Annotated in this window: 17 protein-coding genes, 1 tRNA gene and 2 riboswitches; of the genes, 8 read left to right on the top strand and 10 right to left on the bottom strand. The window is 69.9% G+C overall.

Translation table 11 applies throughout. From position 1 onward, the window contains the following. Positions 1 to 4: 4 nt before the first annotated feature. Both ASG59_RS12620 and ASG59_RS12615 read right to left on the bottom strand, forming a co-directional pair. Entirely contained in the window at positions 5 to 415 is a 411-nt protein-coding gene (locus ASG59_RS12620) for an EF-hand domain-containing protein (protein WP_056409197.1), read from the bottom strand. A gap of 92 nt (positions 416 to 507) precedes the next feature. Further along, on the bottom strand, positions 508 to 819 hold the full coding sequence (locus ASG59_RS12615; RefSeq protein WP_056409380.1) for a hypothetical protein: 312 nt from the start codon (positions 817 to 819) through the stop codon (positions 508 to 510). A gap of 191 nt (positions 820 to 1010) precedes the next feature. Between ASG59_RS12615 and ASG59_RS12610 the strand changes: the two genes are divergently transcribed. Together ASG59_RS12610 and ASG59_RS12605 are read left to right on the top strand one after the other, a co-directional pair. Then, positions 1011 to 1730 carry a response regulator gene (locus ASG59_RS12610; protein ID WP_056409378.1) on the top strand — a complete coding sequence of 240 codons (720 nt, stop codon included), beginning with the start codon at positions 1011 to 1013 and terminating at the stop codon, positions 1728 to 1730. Beyond that, entirely contained in the window at positions 1727 to 3118 is a 1392-nt protein-coding gene (locus ASG59_RS12605; protein WP_056409195.1) for an ATP-binding protein, read from the top strand. Before ASG59_RS12610 ends, ASG59_RS12605 begins: the two co-directional genes overlap by 4 nt. Before the next feature lie 12 nt (positions 3119 to 3130). Here the strand turns inward: ASG59_RS12605 and ASG59_RS12600 are convergent, their stop codons facing one another. The 4 genes from ASG59_RS12600 to ASG59_RS12585 form a co-directional block, all read right to left on the bottom strand. After that, on the bottom strand, positions 3131 to 4378 hold the full coding sequence (locus ASG59_RS12600; protein ID WP_056409193.1) for an Hsp70 family protein: 1248 nt from the start codon (positions 4376 to 4378) through the stop codon (positions 3131 to 3133). Between the two features lie 62 nt (positions 4379 to 4440). Further along, entirely contained in the window at positions 4441 to 4992 is a 552-nt protein-coding gene (locus tag ASG59_RS12595) for a hypothetical protein (RefSeq protein ID WP_056409191.1), read from the bottom strand. A gap of 32 nt (positions 4993 to 5024) precedes the next feature. Further along, on the bottom strand, positions 5025 to 5354 hold the full coding sequence (locus tag ASG59_RS12590) for a GlpM family protein (protein WP_056409189.1): 330 nt from the start codon (positions 5352 to 5354) through the stop codon (positions 5025 to 5027). Next, positions 5354 to 6673, bottom strand: a complete 1320-nt coding sequence (locus tag ASG59_RS12585; protein ID WP_056409375.1) for a replication-associated recombination protein A — start codon at positions 6671 to 6673, stop codon at positions 5354 to 5356. The genes ASG59_RS12590 and ASG59_RS12585 overlap by 1 nt, the downstream gene beginning before the upstream one ends. Here ASG59_RS12585 and ASG59_RS20595 point away from each other — a divergent pair. Both ASG59_RS20595 and ASG59_RS12580 read left to right on the top strand, forming a co-directional pair. Then, positions 6672 to 6809, top strand: coding sequence for a hypothetical protein (locus tag ASG59_RS20595; RefSeq protein ID WP_156399230.1), 138 nt, complete (start codon positions 6672 to 6674; stop codon positions 6807 to 6809). The two genes, ASG59_RS12585 and ASG59_RS20595, sit on opposite strands and share 2 nt — an antisense overlap. Before the next feature lie 40 nt (positions 6810 to 6849). Further along, positions 6850 to 7551 carry an intradiol ring-cleavage dioxygenase gene (locus ASG59_RS12580; RefSeq protein WP_082528760.1) on the top strand — a complete coding sequence of 234 codons (702 nt, stop codon included), beginning with the start codon at positions 6850 to 6852 and terminating at the stop codon, positions 7549 to 7551. A 3-nt stretch (positions 7552 to 7554) separates the two neighbouring features. On the opposite strand, the gene ASG59_RS12575 is transcribed toward ASG59_RS12580, so the two are convergent. The 3 genes from ASG59_RS12575 to ASG59_RS12565 form a co-directional block, all read right to left on the bottom strand. Continuing rightward, positions 7555 to 9000 (bottom strand): DegQ family serine endoprotease, encoded by a 1446-nt coding sequence (locus ASG59_RS12575; RefSeq protein ID WP_056409186.1) that lies wholly within the window; start codon positions 8998 to 9000, stop codon positions 7555 to 7557. Positions 9001 to 9111: 111 nt separating this feature from the next. Further along, positions 9112 to 9801, bottom strand: coding sequence for a hypothetical protein (locus ASG59_RS20935; RefSeq protein WP_056409184.1), 690 nt, complete (start codon positions 9799 to 9801; stop codon positions 9112 to 9114). A gap of 279 nt (positions 9802 to 10080) precedes the next feature. Continuing rightward, positions 10081 to 10431, bottom strand: coding sequence for a phasin (locus tag ASG59_RS12565; protein ID WP_056283660.1), 351 nt, complete (start codon positions 10429 to 10431; stop codon positions 10081 to 10083). A 524-nt stretch (positions 10432 to 10955) separates the two neighbouring features. Between ASG59_RS12565 and ASG59_RS12560 the strand changes: the two genes are divergently transcribed. The 3 genes from ASG59_RS12560 to ASG59_RS12550 all read left to right on the top strand — a co-directional run bounded on the left by ASG59_RS12560 (position 10956) and on the right by ASG59_RS12550 (position 12918). Then, positions 10956 to 11693, top strand: a complete 738-nt coding sequence (locus ASG59_RS12560) for a CoA transferase subunit A (RefSeq protein ID WP_056409182.1) — start codon at positions 10956 to 10958, stop codon at positions 11691 to 11693. A gap of 15 nt (positions 11694 to 11708) precedes the next feature. Then, positions 11709 to 12368: a 3-oxoacid CoA-transferase subunit B gene (locus ASG59_RS12555; RefSeq protein WP_055884800.1), complete on the top strand. Its 660-nt coding sequence runs from the start codon at positions 11709 to 11711 to the stop codon at positions 12366 to 12368. A gap of 154 nt (positions 12369 to 12522) precedes the next feature. Beyond that, positions 12523 to 12918 carry a hypothetical protein gene (locus tag ASG59_RS12550; RefSeq protein ID WP_055884797.1) on the top strand — a complete coding sequence of 132 codons (396 nt, stop codon included), beginning with the start codon at positions 12523 to 12525 and terminating at the stop codon, positions 12916 to 12918. 8 nt (positions 12919 to 12926) lie between these two features. Here ASG59_RS12550 and ASG59_RS12545 read toward each other — a convergent pair whose 3' ends face one another. After that, on the bottom strand, positions 12927 to 14063 hold the full coding sequence (locus tag ASG59_RS12545) for a hypothetical protein (RefSeq protein WP_056409180.1): 1137 nt from the start codon (positions 14061 to 14063) through the stop codon (positions 12927 to 12929). 171 nt (positions 14064 to 14234) lie between these two features. Here ASG59_RS12545 and ASG59_RS12540 point away from each other — a divergent pair. Continuing rightward, positions 14235 to 14309: transfer RNA gene (locus tag ASG59_RS12540), tRNA-Gly, on the top strand. Positions 14310 to 14551: 242 nt separating this feature from the next. After that, positions 14552 to 14652: riboswitch (glycine riboswitch) on the top strand. A gap of 1 nt (position 14653) precedes the next feature. Then, positions 14654 to 14750: riboswitch (glycine riboswitch) on the top strand. Positions 14751 to 14807 lie beyond the last annotated feature (57 nt).

Here is a 14807-nt window from a genome sequence, read left to right as displayed (position 1 = left end):
CCGATCACTCGACGCGGCACGGCCGTTCGGCGCGGGTGACCCGCCCGTCGCGGTCGACGTCGAGACGCGCGAAACGCTTCGCGAAGACCGCATCGATCTCCTCGACCGTCAGCGCGCCGTCCCCGTTCGCGTCGATGCGGCGGAAGCGCCGTTCGGGATCGGACGGACCTTTGCCGGGGTGTGCCGCCCACCAGGCGGACCATTCGGCCTGCGAGATGCGACCGTCGCCATCGGCATCGGCCTTCATCAGGCGCGTCCGGTGCCGTGTGAGAAACGTCGCGAGATCGACGCCGAGGTGCGTGCCCGGCGCGGGCGATGTCGCCGTGGGAGGCGCGGCCGAAGCGGGGGAGGCCGCCACGAGCACCGCGAGGGACAGACAGACGGTCAATCTCGCCGTCGAGGCGAGGTCGGCCATGGAACAGCGTCTTGTCATGGAGGAACGCTCCCTGCCGGAGGATCGGGCGGGATCGCGGCCTTTGCCGCGATCCCCGGTGTCATCGCGTCACGTCACCAGCGGCGATGCCACCCGCGGTGCCAGCCGACGGGGCGATGGACCACACCCCAGCGGCGCCAGCGCGGCCCGCCCCCATAGAACCGGCGAGGGCCGTAGAACGCCAGGCGATAGGCGTAGGGGACAAACACGGCCCTCGGCCGGAGGTTGGGGCGGCACCAACCGTAGACGCCGCGGTGGAAGCCGGGGCCGCAGCCGTCCCGGGCCTCGGCCGGGGCGGACATGGCCAGCGGAGCCGCGAGGCCGGCCGCCAGCACCGCCGCCGGCAGCAGCCGTTTCAGTGTCGAAGATGCGAACGAGACTGTCATCGTCATTCCCTTTTCCGATCGGTGTTTGCCGATGGGGGGATCATGCCCCGGGGCCGTCGCGGAGGTTTGTCGAGAACCCGCGATTGTGTCGCGGTCTGTCGCAGACCCGAGCGCGCCGACACGAATCGCGACGACTTCACCGCCGAAGGATGCGCGCGGTGGTCTAGGACCGCGTGATGGAAACCGGAGACATGGACAGTGCACACGTCCTGGTGGTCGACGACCACCGCGAAATCCGCGACCCGCTTGCGGCCTATCTGAAGCGGCACGCCCTGCGCGTCAGCGTCGCCTCGGACGCCGGCGCCGCGCGCGCCGTGCTGTCGGGGGCGGCCATCGACCTCGTCATCCTCGACGTGATGATGCCGGGCGAGGACGGGCTCTCCCTCTGCCGCCACATCCGCGAGGTCCATGACACGCCGGTGATTCTGCTGACCGCCCTCGGCGAGCAGACCGACCGGATCGTCGGCCTCGAGATCGGAGCGGACGACTACGTCACGAAGCCGTTCGACCCGCGCGAGCTGCTGGCCCGCGTGAAGAACCTGCTCCGCCGTGCCCGGTCGCTCCCCCGCTCCCGCGACGAGGCCCACGGGCGCCGGCTCGCCTTCGACCGCTGGACGTTGGACACGGACCGGCGCCAGCTCGTCGACGAGGCCGGGGCTACGGTGGCCCTCAGCACCGGGGAGTTCCGGTTGCTCGCCGCCCTGACGCGCCACCCCCGGAGCGTGCTCTCGCGCGACCAGCTCCTCGACCTGACCCGTGGCCGCGCCGCCGACGGGTTCGACCGCAGCATCGACAACCAGGTCAGCCGCCTGCGGCGCAAGCTGGAACGCGACCCGGCCAATCCCGAACTCCTCAAGACGGTCTGGGGCGGCGGCTACGTGCTGGCGTCCGACGTGAGGACCGTGTCGTGAAGCGAGCGGCCACGGCGCTGGTGCCGCGCTCCCTCGGCGGGCGGCTGGCGCTTCTCTTGGTGATCGCGGTGGTGGGCGCGCAGGCGGTCGCCTTCGCCCTGTTCGCGCGGGAATCGTCCCTGGTCGGCCGTGCCGCGGCCCGGACCCAGGTCGTCGACCGCGTCGCCACGCTCGTGCGCCTGCTCGATACGGTGCCGGCGGACGCCGTACCGGGCGTCATCGAGGCCTATGGCTCTTCCCGGCACCGCTTCACCATCGACGCCGCCAGCCGCGTCGCCGAGGAGGAGATGGATGCGGACGAGGCCCGGTTCGCCCGCCGCCTCGACCGCCGGGTGCGGGACGGTGCGAGCCAGGCCCGGCTGCTGCTGGTGGACCGCGATGCGGACGCGTCGGCGGATCGCGCGTCGGCCAGGCCGCAGGCCCTGCGCGTCTCCGTCCGCCTCGACGACGGGCGCTGGCTGAACGGCGAGGCGCCGCTGGCGCTGCATCCGCCGCCCTGGATCCGCATCGGCCTGCTCCAGACCGCCGTGAGCGTCGTGGCCGTGCTCGCCGTCGTGGCAATCGCCATGCGCGGCGTCGTCGGGCCGGTGACGGCCCTCGCCCAGGCGGCCGAACGGGCCGGGCGGGGCATCGCGGTCGATCCCTTGCCAGAGCGCGGCCCGGACGAACTCCGCACGATGACGGCGGCGTTCAACGAGATGCAGGCCCGGTCCCGGGCCTTCGTCACCGACCGGACCCGGATGCTGGCCGCCATCAGCCACGACCTGCGCACCCCCATCGCCTCGCTGTGGCTGCGGGCGGAGATGGTCGAGGACGTGGCCTTGCGCGAGGCGATGGTCACGACGATCGCGCGGATGGGGCGGATGGTCGATGCGACCCTGGCCTTCGCGCGCGACGATGCGATGGCGCAGGACAGCGGTCCCCTCGACCTCGCCGTCCTGATCCGATCCCTCGTCGACGAGCACACGGTGCTCGGACGCGACGTCACCGTCTCCGGGCCCGATACGATTCCCTTCCACGGGCGGTCGATCGCCCTGCGCCGCGCCCTCGACAACCTCGTCGAGAACGCGGTGCGCTACGGCGGCTGCGCCCGGATCGGCCTGGACCGCTCGGACGGGGCGATCCTGATCGCCATCGACGACGACGGCCCCGGCATCCCGCCGGACCGGATCGAGGAGATGTTCGCGCCCTTCGCGCGGCTGGAGGACTCGCGCAGCGCCGAGACCGGAGGGACCGGGCTGGGCCTCGCCATCGCGCGTTCCGCCATCCGCGCGCACGGCGGCACCATCAGGCTCCTGGACCGCGACGGGGCCGGCCTGCGGGCGCAGGTGACGCTGCCGACGCACGATGCCACGAGCCGGGGCCGGACGCCCACTACGGGTTCGTGACCCCCCGCCCGCTCAGGCGGCCCGCCGTGCCGCCTCGATCGTCAGCCCGGTCCCCACCGAGCCGAAGGTGTCGCCGTCGACCACGCGGGCGTTGGGCACCCCGGCCACCAGGGCGGCGCGGACGTGGGGCAGGCCGGTGGAGCCGCCCGTCAGGAACAGGGCGTCGATGGCGTCCGCTCTCAGCCCGGCCTGCGACAGGCAGCGGTCGATCCGCTCGGCGATGCGGCGGCTGAGTTCGTCCGTGTGGGTGACGAGGCCGGCCCGGTCGAGGTCGGCCGAGAGGCCCCGCTCCACCCAGTCGAGGTCGACCCCGCCCGCACCCGCTTCCGAGGTGGCGATCTTGGCGCCCTCCACCTCCATCGCCAGGGAGTGGCCGCGCTCGGCCTCGATCACGGTGTAGAGCCGGTCCAGCAGTTCGGGGCGTTGCGCGTCGCGCCGGACCTCCTCGACCTCGCGCAGGGTCTTGGCATTGTAGAGCCGGTTGATGCTCGACCAGGTGGCGAGATCGTGGAAGTACGAGCTCGGCACGTCGAGGTCGCCGCGCTTCATCGGTGTGCCGAGGCCGAACAGCGGCATCACCGTGCCGAGACTGAGCCGGCGGTCGAAATCGGTGCCGCCGATGCGCACGCCGTCGTTGGCCAGGATGTCGCCGCCGCGGTCCGCCTTGGCGTGCCGCTCCGGCGAGAGCCGCACGATGGAGAAGTCCGAGGTGCCCCCGCCGATGTCGGCGATCAGCGCGACCTCTTCGCGGGCGACCTGGCGTTCGTAGTCGAGGGCGGCGGCGATCGGCTCGAACTGGAACGAGACGTGCGCGAAGCCGATGCTTCTGGCGATCTCCCGCAGGGCGTCCTCGGCGCGGGCGTCGCCCTCCGGGTCGCCGTCGACGAAGTGCACCGGGCGGCCGTGGACGACGGTGTCGAGGGACCGGCCGGTGGCGGCCTCGGCCCGCGCCTTCACGGCGGCGAGATAGCGCCCGATCACGTCGCGGAAGCGGATGCGCTCGCGCCCCACCGGCGTGGTCTCCTCCAGGAGAGAGGAGCCGAGCACGGACTTGAGGCTGCGCATCAGGCGACCGGGCGTCCCCTCGACGTAAGCCGCCATGGCGGCCCGGCCGACGAGGGCATCGCGTCCGGGCTCGAAGAAGATCGCGCTCGGAATCGTGAGATGGTCGCCCTCCAGCGGCACCAGGGCCGGATGCGGCCCGGCGACGAGGCCCAGGGTCGTGTTGGACGTGCCGAAATCGAGGCCGCAAGCCGCCATGAGGGTCTCCGGTGAAGGGGGCCGGCCGGCCTACAGGCTCGGTCGCGTCCGGTCCACCGCCTTCAGGCGTCGCCGGCTCGGTTCGCCCCGATCAGGGCGAGCGAGGCGAGGAGGCGGCGCTTCAGGCGAACCAGGGCCTCCCGTTGCAAGTCGTTGGCCGGTGCCTCGGCCTCGGCCACGGATGCGAGCATCTCGACGAACTGCAGCCGCTCGGCCTCGGTCAGCGCCTCTTGGAACAGGGGCAGCAGCGGATCGGCGACGAGCGAGAACGGGCGGTGGGGGTCGGTGTAGCCGAACGCCCGCTCGTAGGTGTCGGCGACGGCCTCGATCTCCAGGGGTGCCCGCATCAGCGCGAGAATCCGCGCCGTTTCGGCGGCGGAGACGGAATCGCCGGTGCGGACGAGTTGGATCATGAGGATCACGGCGGCGAGCCTCACGTCGCGCACGCCCTCCAGGGGCGTTGCGGCGACGCTCAGCAGAGTGGGCTTGCCCCGTTGCGGCAGCGGCCCGCCGTCCTCGCTCGATGCACGCGGGTCCTGCGCCGTGCGCTGCGTGCGCAGCGACAGGAAGACGGCGATACCGCCGATCACGAGGACGAAAAGCAGGACCGGCATCAGCCATCTCCGTCGGAGCGATCGGGCACCGTTCAGAACCAGCGTGGGGCGAGGAAGATCGCGAACGCCACCACCAGCCAGGCGGCGAGCCCTCCGAGGATGGCGAGACGATGGTCGAGCAATCCTCCGAGCGCGTAGGCGACGCCGAGGAAGACCAGATAGGCGGGGATCGTCTTGGCGCCGGCCAGGCATGCCTGCCGGAAACCCTCGGCGTCGCCCTTGGCGCCCACCGCCAGCAGCGCGATGATGGCGAAGGTCGGGGCCAGCGGCAGGATGCCGGGAAGCACGTTGCCGCGTCTCGACGCCAGCACGATCGCCATGGTGACGAGGCCGCCCACGACGCCTTTCCACAGCACGTCCATCAGCGCTCGGCCTCGTCGCGGCGCTCGGTCCGCAGGCGCTCCCAATGGGCGAGGCGATCGCGGTAACGGCTCTCCACGCCCCGGTCTGTCGGATCGTAGAACCGCTGTCGCCCCAGCGCCTCCGGCCAGTAGTCCTGTCCCGAGAACGCGTCCGGCTCGTCGTGGTCGTAACGGTAGCCCTCGCCGTAGCCGATCTTGCGCATCAGCTTCGTCGAGCCGTTGAGGATGGTGCGCGGCGGCGGAAGCGAGCCGTGCTCCTTGGCGATCCTGGTGGCCGCCTTGTAGGCGGAATAGACCGCGTTCGATTTCGGTGCGCAGGCGAGATAGACGGTCACCTGCGCCAGGGCGAGTTCGCCCTCCGGCGAGCCGAGGAAGTCGAAGGCGTCCTTGGCGGCAGTCGCCACCACCAGGGCCTGCGGGTCGGCCAGCCCGATGTCCTCCACCGCCATCCGCACGAGGCGCCTGGCGATGAACAGCCGGTCCTCGCCCCCGTCGAGCATCCGGCACAGGTAGTAGAGCGCCGCGTCCGGGTCCGAGCCGCGCACGGTCTTATGCAGGGCGCTGATCAGGTTGTAGTGCCCCTCCTGGGACTTGTCGTAGATCGGCGCCCGGCGCTGGACGATCGCCTGCAGCGCCTCGGCGTCGAAGATCTCGCCCTCCTTGGCCGAACGCCAGAGCTCCTCGGCCAGGCTCAGCGAGGCGCGCCCGTCGCCGTCGGCCAGGCGCACGAGGACGCCGCGGGCCTGCTCGTCCAGCGGCAGGGGCCGGCCGGTCATCGCTTCGGCCCGCACCAGCAGCTTGTCGATGGCCGCCTCGTCGAGGGCACGGAACAGCAGCACGCGGGCCCGCGACAGAAGCGCCGCGTTGAGCTCGAACGAGGGGTTCTCGGTGGTCGCACCGACCAGCGTCACGGTGCCGTCCTCCATCACCGGCAGGAAGGCGTCGAGCTGGGCGCGGTTGAAACGGTGGATCTCGTCGACGAACAGCAACGTCCCCTGGCCGGTGGTCCGACGCCGGCGGGCGGCCTCGAACACCTTCTTGAGGTCGGCGATGCCCGAGAAGATCGCCGAGATCTGCTCGAAGGCCATGTCGGTCTCGTGCGCGAGCAGCCGCGCCACCGTGGTCTTGCCGGTGCCCGGCGGCCCCCACAACACCAGCGAGCCGAACGCCTTGCCGGCCAGCAGCCGGGTCAGGGCCCCGTCCGGTCCGGTCAGATGCTCCTGGCCCACCACCTCGGCGAGGCTGGCCGGGCGAAGGCGATCCGCGAGCGGGCGGGGGGCGGTGGACTGAAGGCCGGCGGCGGCGAAGAGATCGGACATGGCGCGCATGAAGACGCGGGCGGCGCAGGACCGCAACCGTGAAAACGGCGACGTCCCCTTGAGCTTTCGGGAAAGCGTCGCGCTGGGGGGGGCTTGCTGGATCTGTCGCGTCACGCCCGATCGCGCATGGCTGTAGGATGTGCCTCCCGATCGATGGCGAGGGTGTCCTTATGTCGATGACGAACGCATTCGACCTTTCCCGACGCGCGGCGCTGATCGGCTTGACTTCGGTGCCCTCGCTGATCCGGCCGGCGCGGGCGGCGCCTGCACCGGCGCGACTCGCACCGGGTTCCTGCCTCCTCACGCCGCGATCGATCGAGGGCCCGTTCTATCTCGATCCGCGTCTGGTACGGCCGGTCCTGGCCGAGGGCCGCCCGGGTGTGCCGCTGCGACTGGACCTGCGGGTCATCGCGGTCGGAGGCTGCACGCCGCTTTCGGGGGCGCGGGTCGACGTCTGGCATGCGGATGCGCAGGGGGTGTATTCGGGCTACGAGGGCCAGGGCGACGGGCGGCGCCTCTCGACGGTGGGACAGACGTTCCTGCGTGGCACGCAGTTCAGCGACGAGGCCGGCGCGGTCACCTTCGAGACCATCCATCCCGGGTGGTATCCGGGCCGTGCGACCCATGTCCATTTCAAGGTGTTCGTCGGTCCGCGCACCCTGGTCACCGGCCAGATGTACTTTCCCGACGCGGTCAACGAAACGATCTACCGCACCGCCGCCTATGGTGGGCGGCGGCTGGCGCGCGACACCCTCAACGCCACCGACGTCTTCGCCCGCTCCGAAGATCCCCGGCGTCTCGGCTTCTGCGCCATGAGGCCGGAGGGAAGCGAATACGTCGCCGACCTCAACATCGTGGTCGAGGCCGGAAGGGGCTGACGCTCACCCCCCGAACACCGACGTCAGCACCGTGCCGCCGCGGTTGATCGAGACCTCCCAGGCGTTGAAGGCGGTGCGGGTCATGCGCTCCAGGTCCTTGGTGGTCGAGACCGGCGTGCCGTTGATCGCGACGATGACGTCGCCCTTCTGCAAGCCGGCCCGGTTGGCGAAGGAGCCCTCGTCGACGCTGGCCACCGCGACGCCCTCGCTCGAGAAATCCACCTGCAGTTCCTCGGCGATCGCCGGCGAGGTGTTCACGAGGGTGGCCCCCATGAACGGCGAGCGGGTCTTGACCTTGAGGAGGTCGCGCGGGCGCGTCTCCGGCGCGGCGCCGAGCTTGATCGCGATGGTGGAGCGGGTGGTGCCGCGCTGGATGCCGAACTTGGTGTGGCCGCTCAGGCCCTTGAGGGCGAAGCGGTAGCCGAAGGCCTCGGGGTCGTCGACCGCCTTGCCGTCCACCGTCAGGATGAGGTCGCCGCGCTTCAGGCCGGCTTCCTCGGCCGGGCTCTTGGGCTGCAGGCTCGCCACCAGCACGCCGGTGGGATGGTCGAGCTCCATGCTCTCGGCGATGTCGGGGGTGACGCTCTGCACCCGCGCCCCGAGCCAGGGCCGGCGCACGGTGGAGGCGCCCGCCTTGGCGGTCTCCACCACCGCGTGGACCATGCTGGCGGGGATGGCGAAACCGATGCCGTGGCTGCCGCCCGACTGCGAGTAGATCGCGGTGTTGATGCCCACCAGGCGCCCCTGCAGGTCGACCAGCGCCCCTCCGGAATTGCCCGGGTTGATCGCCGCATCGGTCTGGATGAAGAACTGGTAGTCGGACGAGCCGACCTGGTTGCGCGCCAGCGCCGAGACGATGCCCTGCGTCACCGTCTGGCCGACGCCGAAGGGGTTGCCGATCGCCATCACGAAGTCGCCGACCTCGAGCGTATCGGAATCGCCGAAGGGCATCGGCACGAGGCCGCCGGACGGCGCCTTGATCTTGATGACGGCGAGATCGGTGCGCGGATCGCGCAGCACCACGGTGGCCTCGAACTCGCGCCGGTCGGCGAGCGCGATGCGAACCTCGTTCATGTTGTCGATGACGTGGTTGTTGGTGATGATGAGCCCGCTCTCGTCGACGATCACGCCCGAGCCGAGGGAACGTTGCGCCCTCTCGCCCGGGGCCCCGCGCCGACCGGACCCCTCCTCGCCGAAGAACCGGCGCATGAACTCGTCCATCGCGCTGCGACTGGTGCCGCGCTTCTCGACATGGGAAGCGTAGACGTTGACCACCGCCGGTGCGGCCCGCTTCACGACCGGAGCGAAGGACAGCTGCACCTGCCCCTTGCCCTGCGGCGCAACCTTCTCGGGCGACACCTCCGGTGTCTTCATGATCTGCGCGGCGGCGGGGCCCGCGCCGAGGCCGACGACGAGCAGCGAGGCGAGCAAGGCGGTACGAGGCGGCATCGGACTCTCCGGAATCGATCGGGGACCGTGCATGCGCCGCCTTGACGGTCTGCACGCGGTCCCGCGTCGTTCGCGGATGTCTAGCCCCGTCGCCCGGCCGGCGCGAGGGGGTTAAGCGTTCGCCTTCCGCGGCCGGACGGGCGATGCCGCCTCGGCGTCGGGGGAGGGCGTCGTGACGACCCGCCCGAGGTGGTTCGCGATCCGGCCCATGCAGGTGATGGACGCCTCGGCGGCGCGCTGGACCTCGGTGACGTGGAGGCGGACCGCTTCGGCGGGGGATCGCGCCGCCGCCAGGGACTGCCAATGCGCGACGGCTGCCAGTCCTTCGTTCAACAGGAACGCCTGCAGGGTCGCGCCGGCCGAGACGAGATCGCTCGGGACGGCGTGCGGGCGTGTCACCGCCTCGGTTGGAACCACGAAAGGAGATTCGGGTGGCTCTTCCGGCGGCTCGAGTGCCACCAGGGCGAGGCCGACCGCGGGAAGGGGAAACGGCGGAACGAGCGATTCCGGATCGGCGGCGGACGACCCTGGCTTTGCCGGTGCGTCGGCAGGGGTGGTGTCGAGGTCGACCGGAGCCCGCGATGCCCCGTCACTCTCCGGTGTCGGATCGGACCGCAACGCCATGACGAAATCGGTCGGCGGCGTCTCGGGCACGACCTCGGCGAGGTCGGGAATGGGGCCCGGCTCCGTATCCGTGGCCGCGCCCGGAAGCGTGACGACGGGAACGGGCATCGTGTCGGTGGACAACTTGGGCGGAAGCGGTCCGCGCTTCGAGGGCCGCACGGGCATCCGCTTCACCATGGTCGATTCTCCCTACCCGCGACCCGACCCGGCTTTGCGCCGGTCACGGGATGGACGGATCGTCTCGCGCGATCCGTCCCGATGATACCCGGCAAAGAAGACGATGCCGCGTCTCCGTCCCTCACGTCACCGGCGGCGACCTCACCGTTGGCCGGTCGCTGCCCTTCGTCGCTTCATACCATTTTCCGGTTGATCACTTCGTGATGCGGAAATGGGCTTCGCTCAGGCGCCGCGCGGGCTCGGTTGTGCGGTTCCCGCTTGATTTAAGCGGAAACCGTATCAGACGGCCGGTTTAACGGCGGTCTGGGCCAGCGCTCCAAGGTCCTTTGCCTGGGCTTGCAGTGCCGCCATCTGGCTCTTCAGGAACTCGGCCTGGAGCGTGAAGGCCTCGCGCAGGTCACGGGTGCGGACCAGCTTCTGGGCGAAATCGAAGGTCGCATTGGCGTTCGTCTGAACGTGGTCGAGACCCTTCGCGACGACGCCCTGCATCGAACTCTGGAGCGTCTGCGTCTGCTCGCTGGCCTTCACGGCGGTGCCGATCAGCGTGCCCACGGCGTTGCGCGCCTGGTCGACGCTCTTTTCCGCGAAATCGCGCATCTCGGCCGGGATTTCGAAGGTGGGGGCGTTCATGGGTGTTCTCCTGTCGATCCGACACAGCGAATCATGCTGCATCACGGCAGAAATATATTGCACCGCAATATCCACGTCAAGAACGCTTACAGAGGTTTGGCCGGAGAGCGCTGCTATAGCGGCATGTAATCGAGTGTCATTCGCTCGCACGATCGCGCCGATCGAATGGAATCGTATTCTGCCCGCACCCGTCACAGTTTATCACGGGATCATGCCAGATCAATAAAGCCAAGCCGGCTGTAAGGCTTTCATGTACGGCAACTTTGACGGAACGAGGCTAAATTTTTACCGCGAGGCCAACGGTGGCGACGTACCAGGATAGGGGCTCCCCCTGTTGTCCCCAAGGCGAGGCTTGTCCTCGCCGGTCGCCTGGCTCAAACACAGGCGGCTGAACGACGGCGTTGCATCGACGGCCGGCAACGCACGGTGTAGGGGCCTCCTTGCCCTCCGCATGCATCGGGGACGGTCGTCCCCCTCGCCCATGCGGGACGTGACGGCAGAACGGGTGGAGAGGGACGGCATCGATGAAGAAGGTTTATCCGGATGCGACGGCGGCGCTGGCCGGTGTCCTCAAGGACGGCATGACGATCATGGCCGGCGGGTTCGGCCTGTGCGGCATCCCGGACGAGCTGATCGACGCCATCCAGGCCTCGGGCGTCAAGGATCTCACCGTGATCTCGAACAACGCCGGCATCGACAACGTCGGTCTCGGCAAGCTCCTGCAGACCCGCCAGGTCGCGAAGATGATCTCGTCCTACGTCGGCGAGAACAAGGAGTTCGCCCGGCAGTACCTCGGCGGTGAGCTCGCGATCGAATTCAATCCGCAGGGCACGCTGGCCGAGCGCATCCGCGCCGGTGGCGCCGGTATCCCGGCCTTCTTCACCAAGACCGGGGTCGGCACCCTGATCGCGGAGGGCAAGGACGTCCGCACCTTCGACGGCGAGGACTACGTGATGGAACGCGGCCTGTTCGCCGACCTCGCCATCGTCCACGCCTGGAAGGGCGATACCGAGGGTAACCTCGTCTACCGGAGGACGGCGCGCAACTTCAACCCGATGATGGCCACCGCCGCGACGATGACCGTGGCGCAGGTGGAACACCTCGTCGAGCCGGGCGAGCTCGACCCGGACGCGATCGTCACCCCCGGCATCTTCGTCAAGCGCATCGTCCACGTGGCGATCCGTGAAAAGCGCATCGAGCAGCGCACCACCCGCAAGCGTGGCGAGCCGGCCAATCCGGCCGCCGCCGCCGGCGTCGTCTGAGGGAGCTTCCAAACCATGGCCTGGACCCGCGAACAGATGGCCGAGCGCGCCGCGAAGGAGCTGCAGGACGGCTACTACGTGAACCTCGGCATCGGCATCCCGACCCTCGTCTCGAACTACATTCCCGACGGCATGTCGGTGCAGCTGCAGTCGGAGAACGGCATGCTCGGCATGGGGCCGTTCCCCTTCGAGGGCGAGGAGGACCCCGACCTCATCAACGCCGGCAAGCAGACCATCACGGCGCTGCCGACCACGAGCTACTTCTCGTCGTCCGATTCGTTTGGGATGGTCCGCGGCGGCCACATTAACCTGTCGATCCTGGGCGCGATGCAGGTGGCGCAGAACGGCGACCTCGCCAATTGGATGATCCCCGGCAAGATGGTGAAGGGCATGGGCGGCGCCATGGACCTCGTGGCCGGCGTCAAGAAGGTGGTGGTGGTGATGGAGCACACCGCCAAGGGCAAGGACGGGTCCGAATCGCCCAAGCTCCTCAAGGCCTGCGACCTGCCGCTCACCGGCACCGCCGTCGTCGACATGGTGATCACCGATCTGGGCGTCTTCACCATCGACAAGAAGGGCGACGGCGGCATGACCCTGGTCGAACTCGCCGAGGGCGTGAGCGAGGACGAGGTCCGTGCCAAGACGGAAGCGAGCTTCGCCGTCGCCTTGACCTGAAGGCCAGCGGGATCGTTTCGGGACGATCGGCTCCCGGCCGGGGGCGACACGGCTAAGCCAGCGTTAAGCGGACTCGTAGACCTTGACCGAAAGCCGGACGGCGCGCCGCACGCAGGGCGGGGCGCCACCGGACGGGTCACGAGGGTCGAGGCGTATGGGTAGCGTTGCGTTGCAGCGGGACGACAATGTGGTGCCGTTTCGCCGGCTGGGGTCACCCCCTCCTGGCGCCACGCCGGCGCCCTCGGCCCTGGCCGCCCGGCGCGGCGACCAGCGCGCCTTGATGGATGCGGTCTATGCCACCGGCACTCTGGCCGTGGCGGCCGGCGACCGCGAGACCAAGCTGATCGCCTCGCGCCTCCAGGTCTACGGATTCCTCGTGGTCGAGGAGGTGACGGACGCGGGCACCTTTCGCCGGCTGCGTCCGTCGGAGGCGATCCGCGCCCGCACCGAGCGGCCCTGGCGCGTCTCGAAGGCGTCCCATGCCACGGGCGACGGCCCCTCGGTGACGATCCCGGCCGTCGACGGCTTCCTGTTCGACCAGCCGGCCTGAACCGGCCTTCAGCGCAGGTAGATCACGCTGTAGAGGGTACGGCGCAACTCGCTCTCGAGAAGCCAGACGCGACCGTCCTCGCAGCGTTCACGGACGCCTGCGCGCATCCGCGAGCAATACTCGCCGGTGTTGTCCTGCACGAGGTAGCGGCACTGGCCGCCCTCGCGCCTGCGGGCGATGACGGTGCTCGAATGGTCGGCGGCGAGATCCGGGTCCTTGGGGTCGCGCTCCTGGAGTTCGTACCAGCTGTAGCCGATGGTCGGGGCGCGGCCGCGGTCGAGGGCGTAATCCACCATCGCCAGCATGCGGGTGACCTGGCGCGGATGCGGGGCGCGGCCGGCTTCCACCCGCTCCATGAAGTCGAGTTGGTTCGAGGCGACCCGGTAGGAGACCGGCAGCAAGGGCACCGGCAGGGGGCGACGGCGGCAACGTTGCTTGACGAGCGCGAGCCAGCCGGCGTTGAAGGCATCCGCACGCCGGCTGCGCAACTGCGCCACGGTGGCGCCGACCGCACGCAGGCACTGCCGGGGTGCGCGCACCTCGCTGCTGAAACGCAGCGCCGCGAACCGCGCGGTAAAATGCGCGTAGCCCTCGTGGCTCGGCAGGTCCCGCTCCTCGCACAGGCCGTCGATGTTGTAGAGGAGCGCGGAGGCATCCTCCTCGCCGCCCTCGAGCTTGTCGAAATACGGTTCGGCCCGCGGGTTGCGGTCCCTCGAGACTTCCGCCGCGTTCCGGGCCCAGGCGATGTCGGCGAGGTAGCCGGGATGGGCACGCAGGTGCGCCTGTAGCGCCGGGTCGGGAATCGCGGCGAGGCGGGCCGGATCGGCGAAATAGAACTTGGTGGCGACGTCGAGGGGCGAGACCGCCACCCCCACGCGCTGCGAAATCATGTCGGCGGTGGCATAGGCATAGCAGATCGCGCTGTCGCCCTGGCCCACCGGGATATCGGTGGGACGCGGCGACAGTTTCACGCCGCCGGGCAGCGCATGGGTGGCGGCCGGCAGGTCGACCCTGACGGCCGGGCAGCCTGCGGCACGGGCGTAGACGGGGTCGGGCGGCAGCAATCGCAACGGCGCGGCCCCGGCGCCGCCCGAGCCGAGAAGCGCCGCCACCAGGGCGAGCCGGATCCAAGCCCAAGCCGACACGTCCTCGGTCCTCCACCGCCGGCCCTGTGCCGACGAAGCAGGTGTCTATCCGAAATCCGCAGTCCGTGAAGCGGGGGCTTCCCGGATCCAAGCCCCAGATGGCGAAGAAGGGTCGGGACCGATCCCGGCCTTGACGGCTTCCATGGCGGCAGGCTACGCCGTTCCTCAAGCGCGGGCGTAGTTCAGTGGTAGAACGTCAGCTTCCCAAGCTGAATGTCGTCGGTTCGATCCCGATCGCCCGCTCCATCGCGTCATGCCCGATTGTGGCAGTCGGACACGCCATTTGCCGATCCGGTTTCGACCATCGGCCGGACCGTGTTCCCGTCTCCCAGTTTGCTTGGGTCGCCACGCGCCGGGGATACCGTCCGGCCCGCCCGGAGCGTGACCGCCGGTCTGGCAAGGCGTCTCGTCGACCCTGCTCGGGTCGATGTCGCGCAGACGCCGGGGTTGCATGAAACTTGACGACGTGACACCTTGACCGCGTCCGATACGACGATGCGGGAGAGCCCAGGCGAACGTTGCGTTCGTCATGGCGCCGACGGAGCAACCACCCCCGGAAACTCTCAGGCACAATCACCGCAATCGTTGGACAATCTGGAGAGAGGCGCCTGAGGGCGTCCACCGAAGGAGAAATCCCGGCGTCGTTTCGGCGTCCGGGAGAAGCTCTCAGGTAACCGCGACAGATGGGGGCAACCGGAACGCTCGTCCGAGCAGTCCGGAGCCTTTCGTGTGCGGGGTTTTCCG

The sequence above is a fragment of the Methylobacterium sp. Leaf466 genome (assembly GCF_001425565.1).
GTDB lineage: Bacteria > Pseudomonadota > Alphaproteobacteria > Rhizobiales > Beijerinckiaceae > Methylobacterium.
This window is presented reverse-complemented; position numbering and strand designations above follow the sequence as displayed.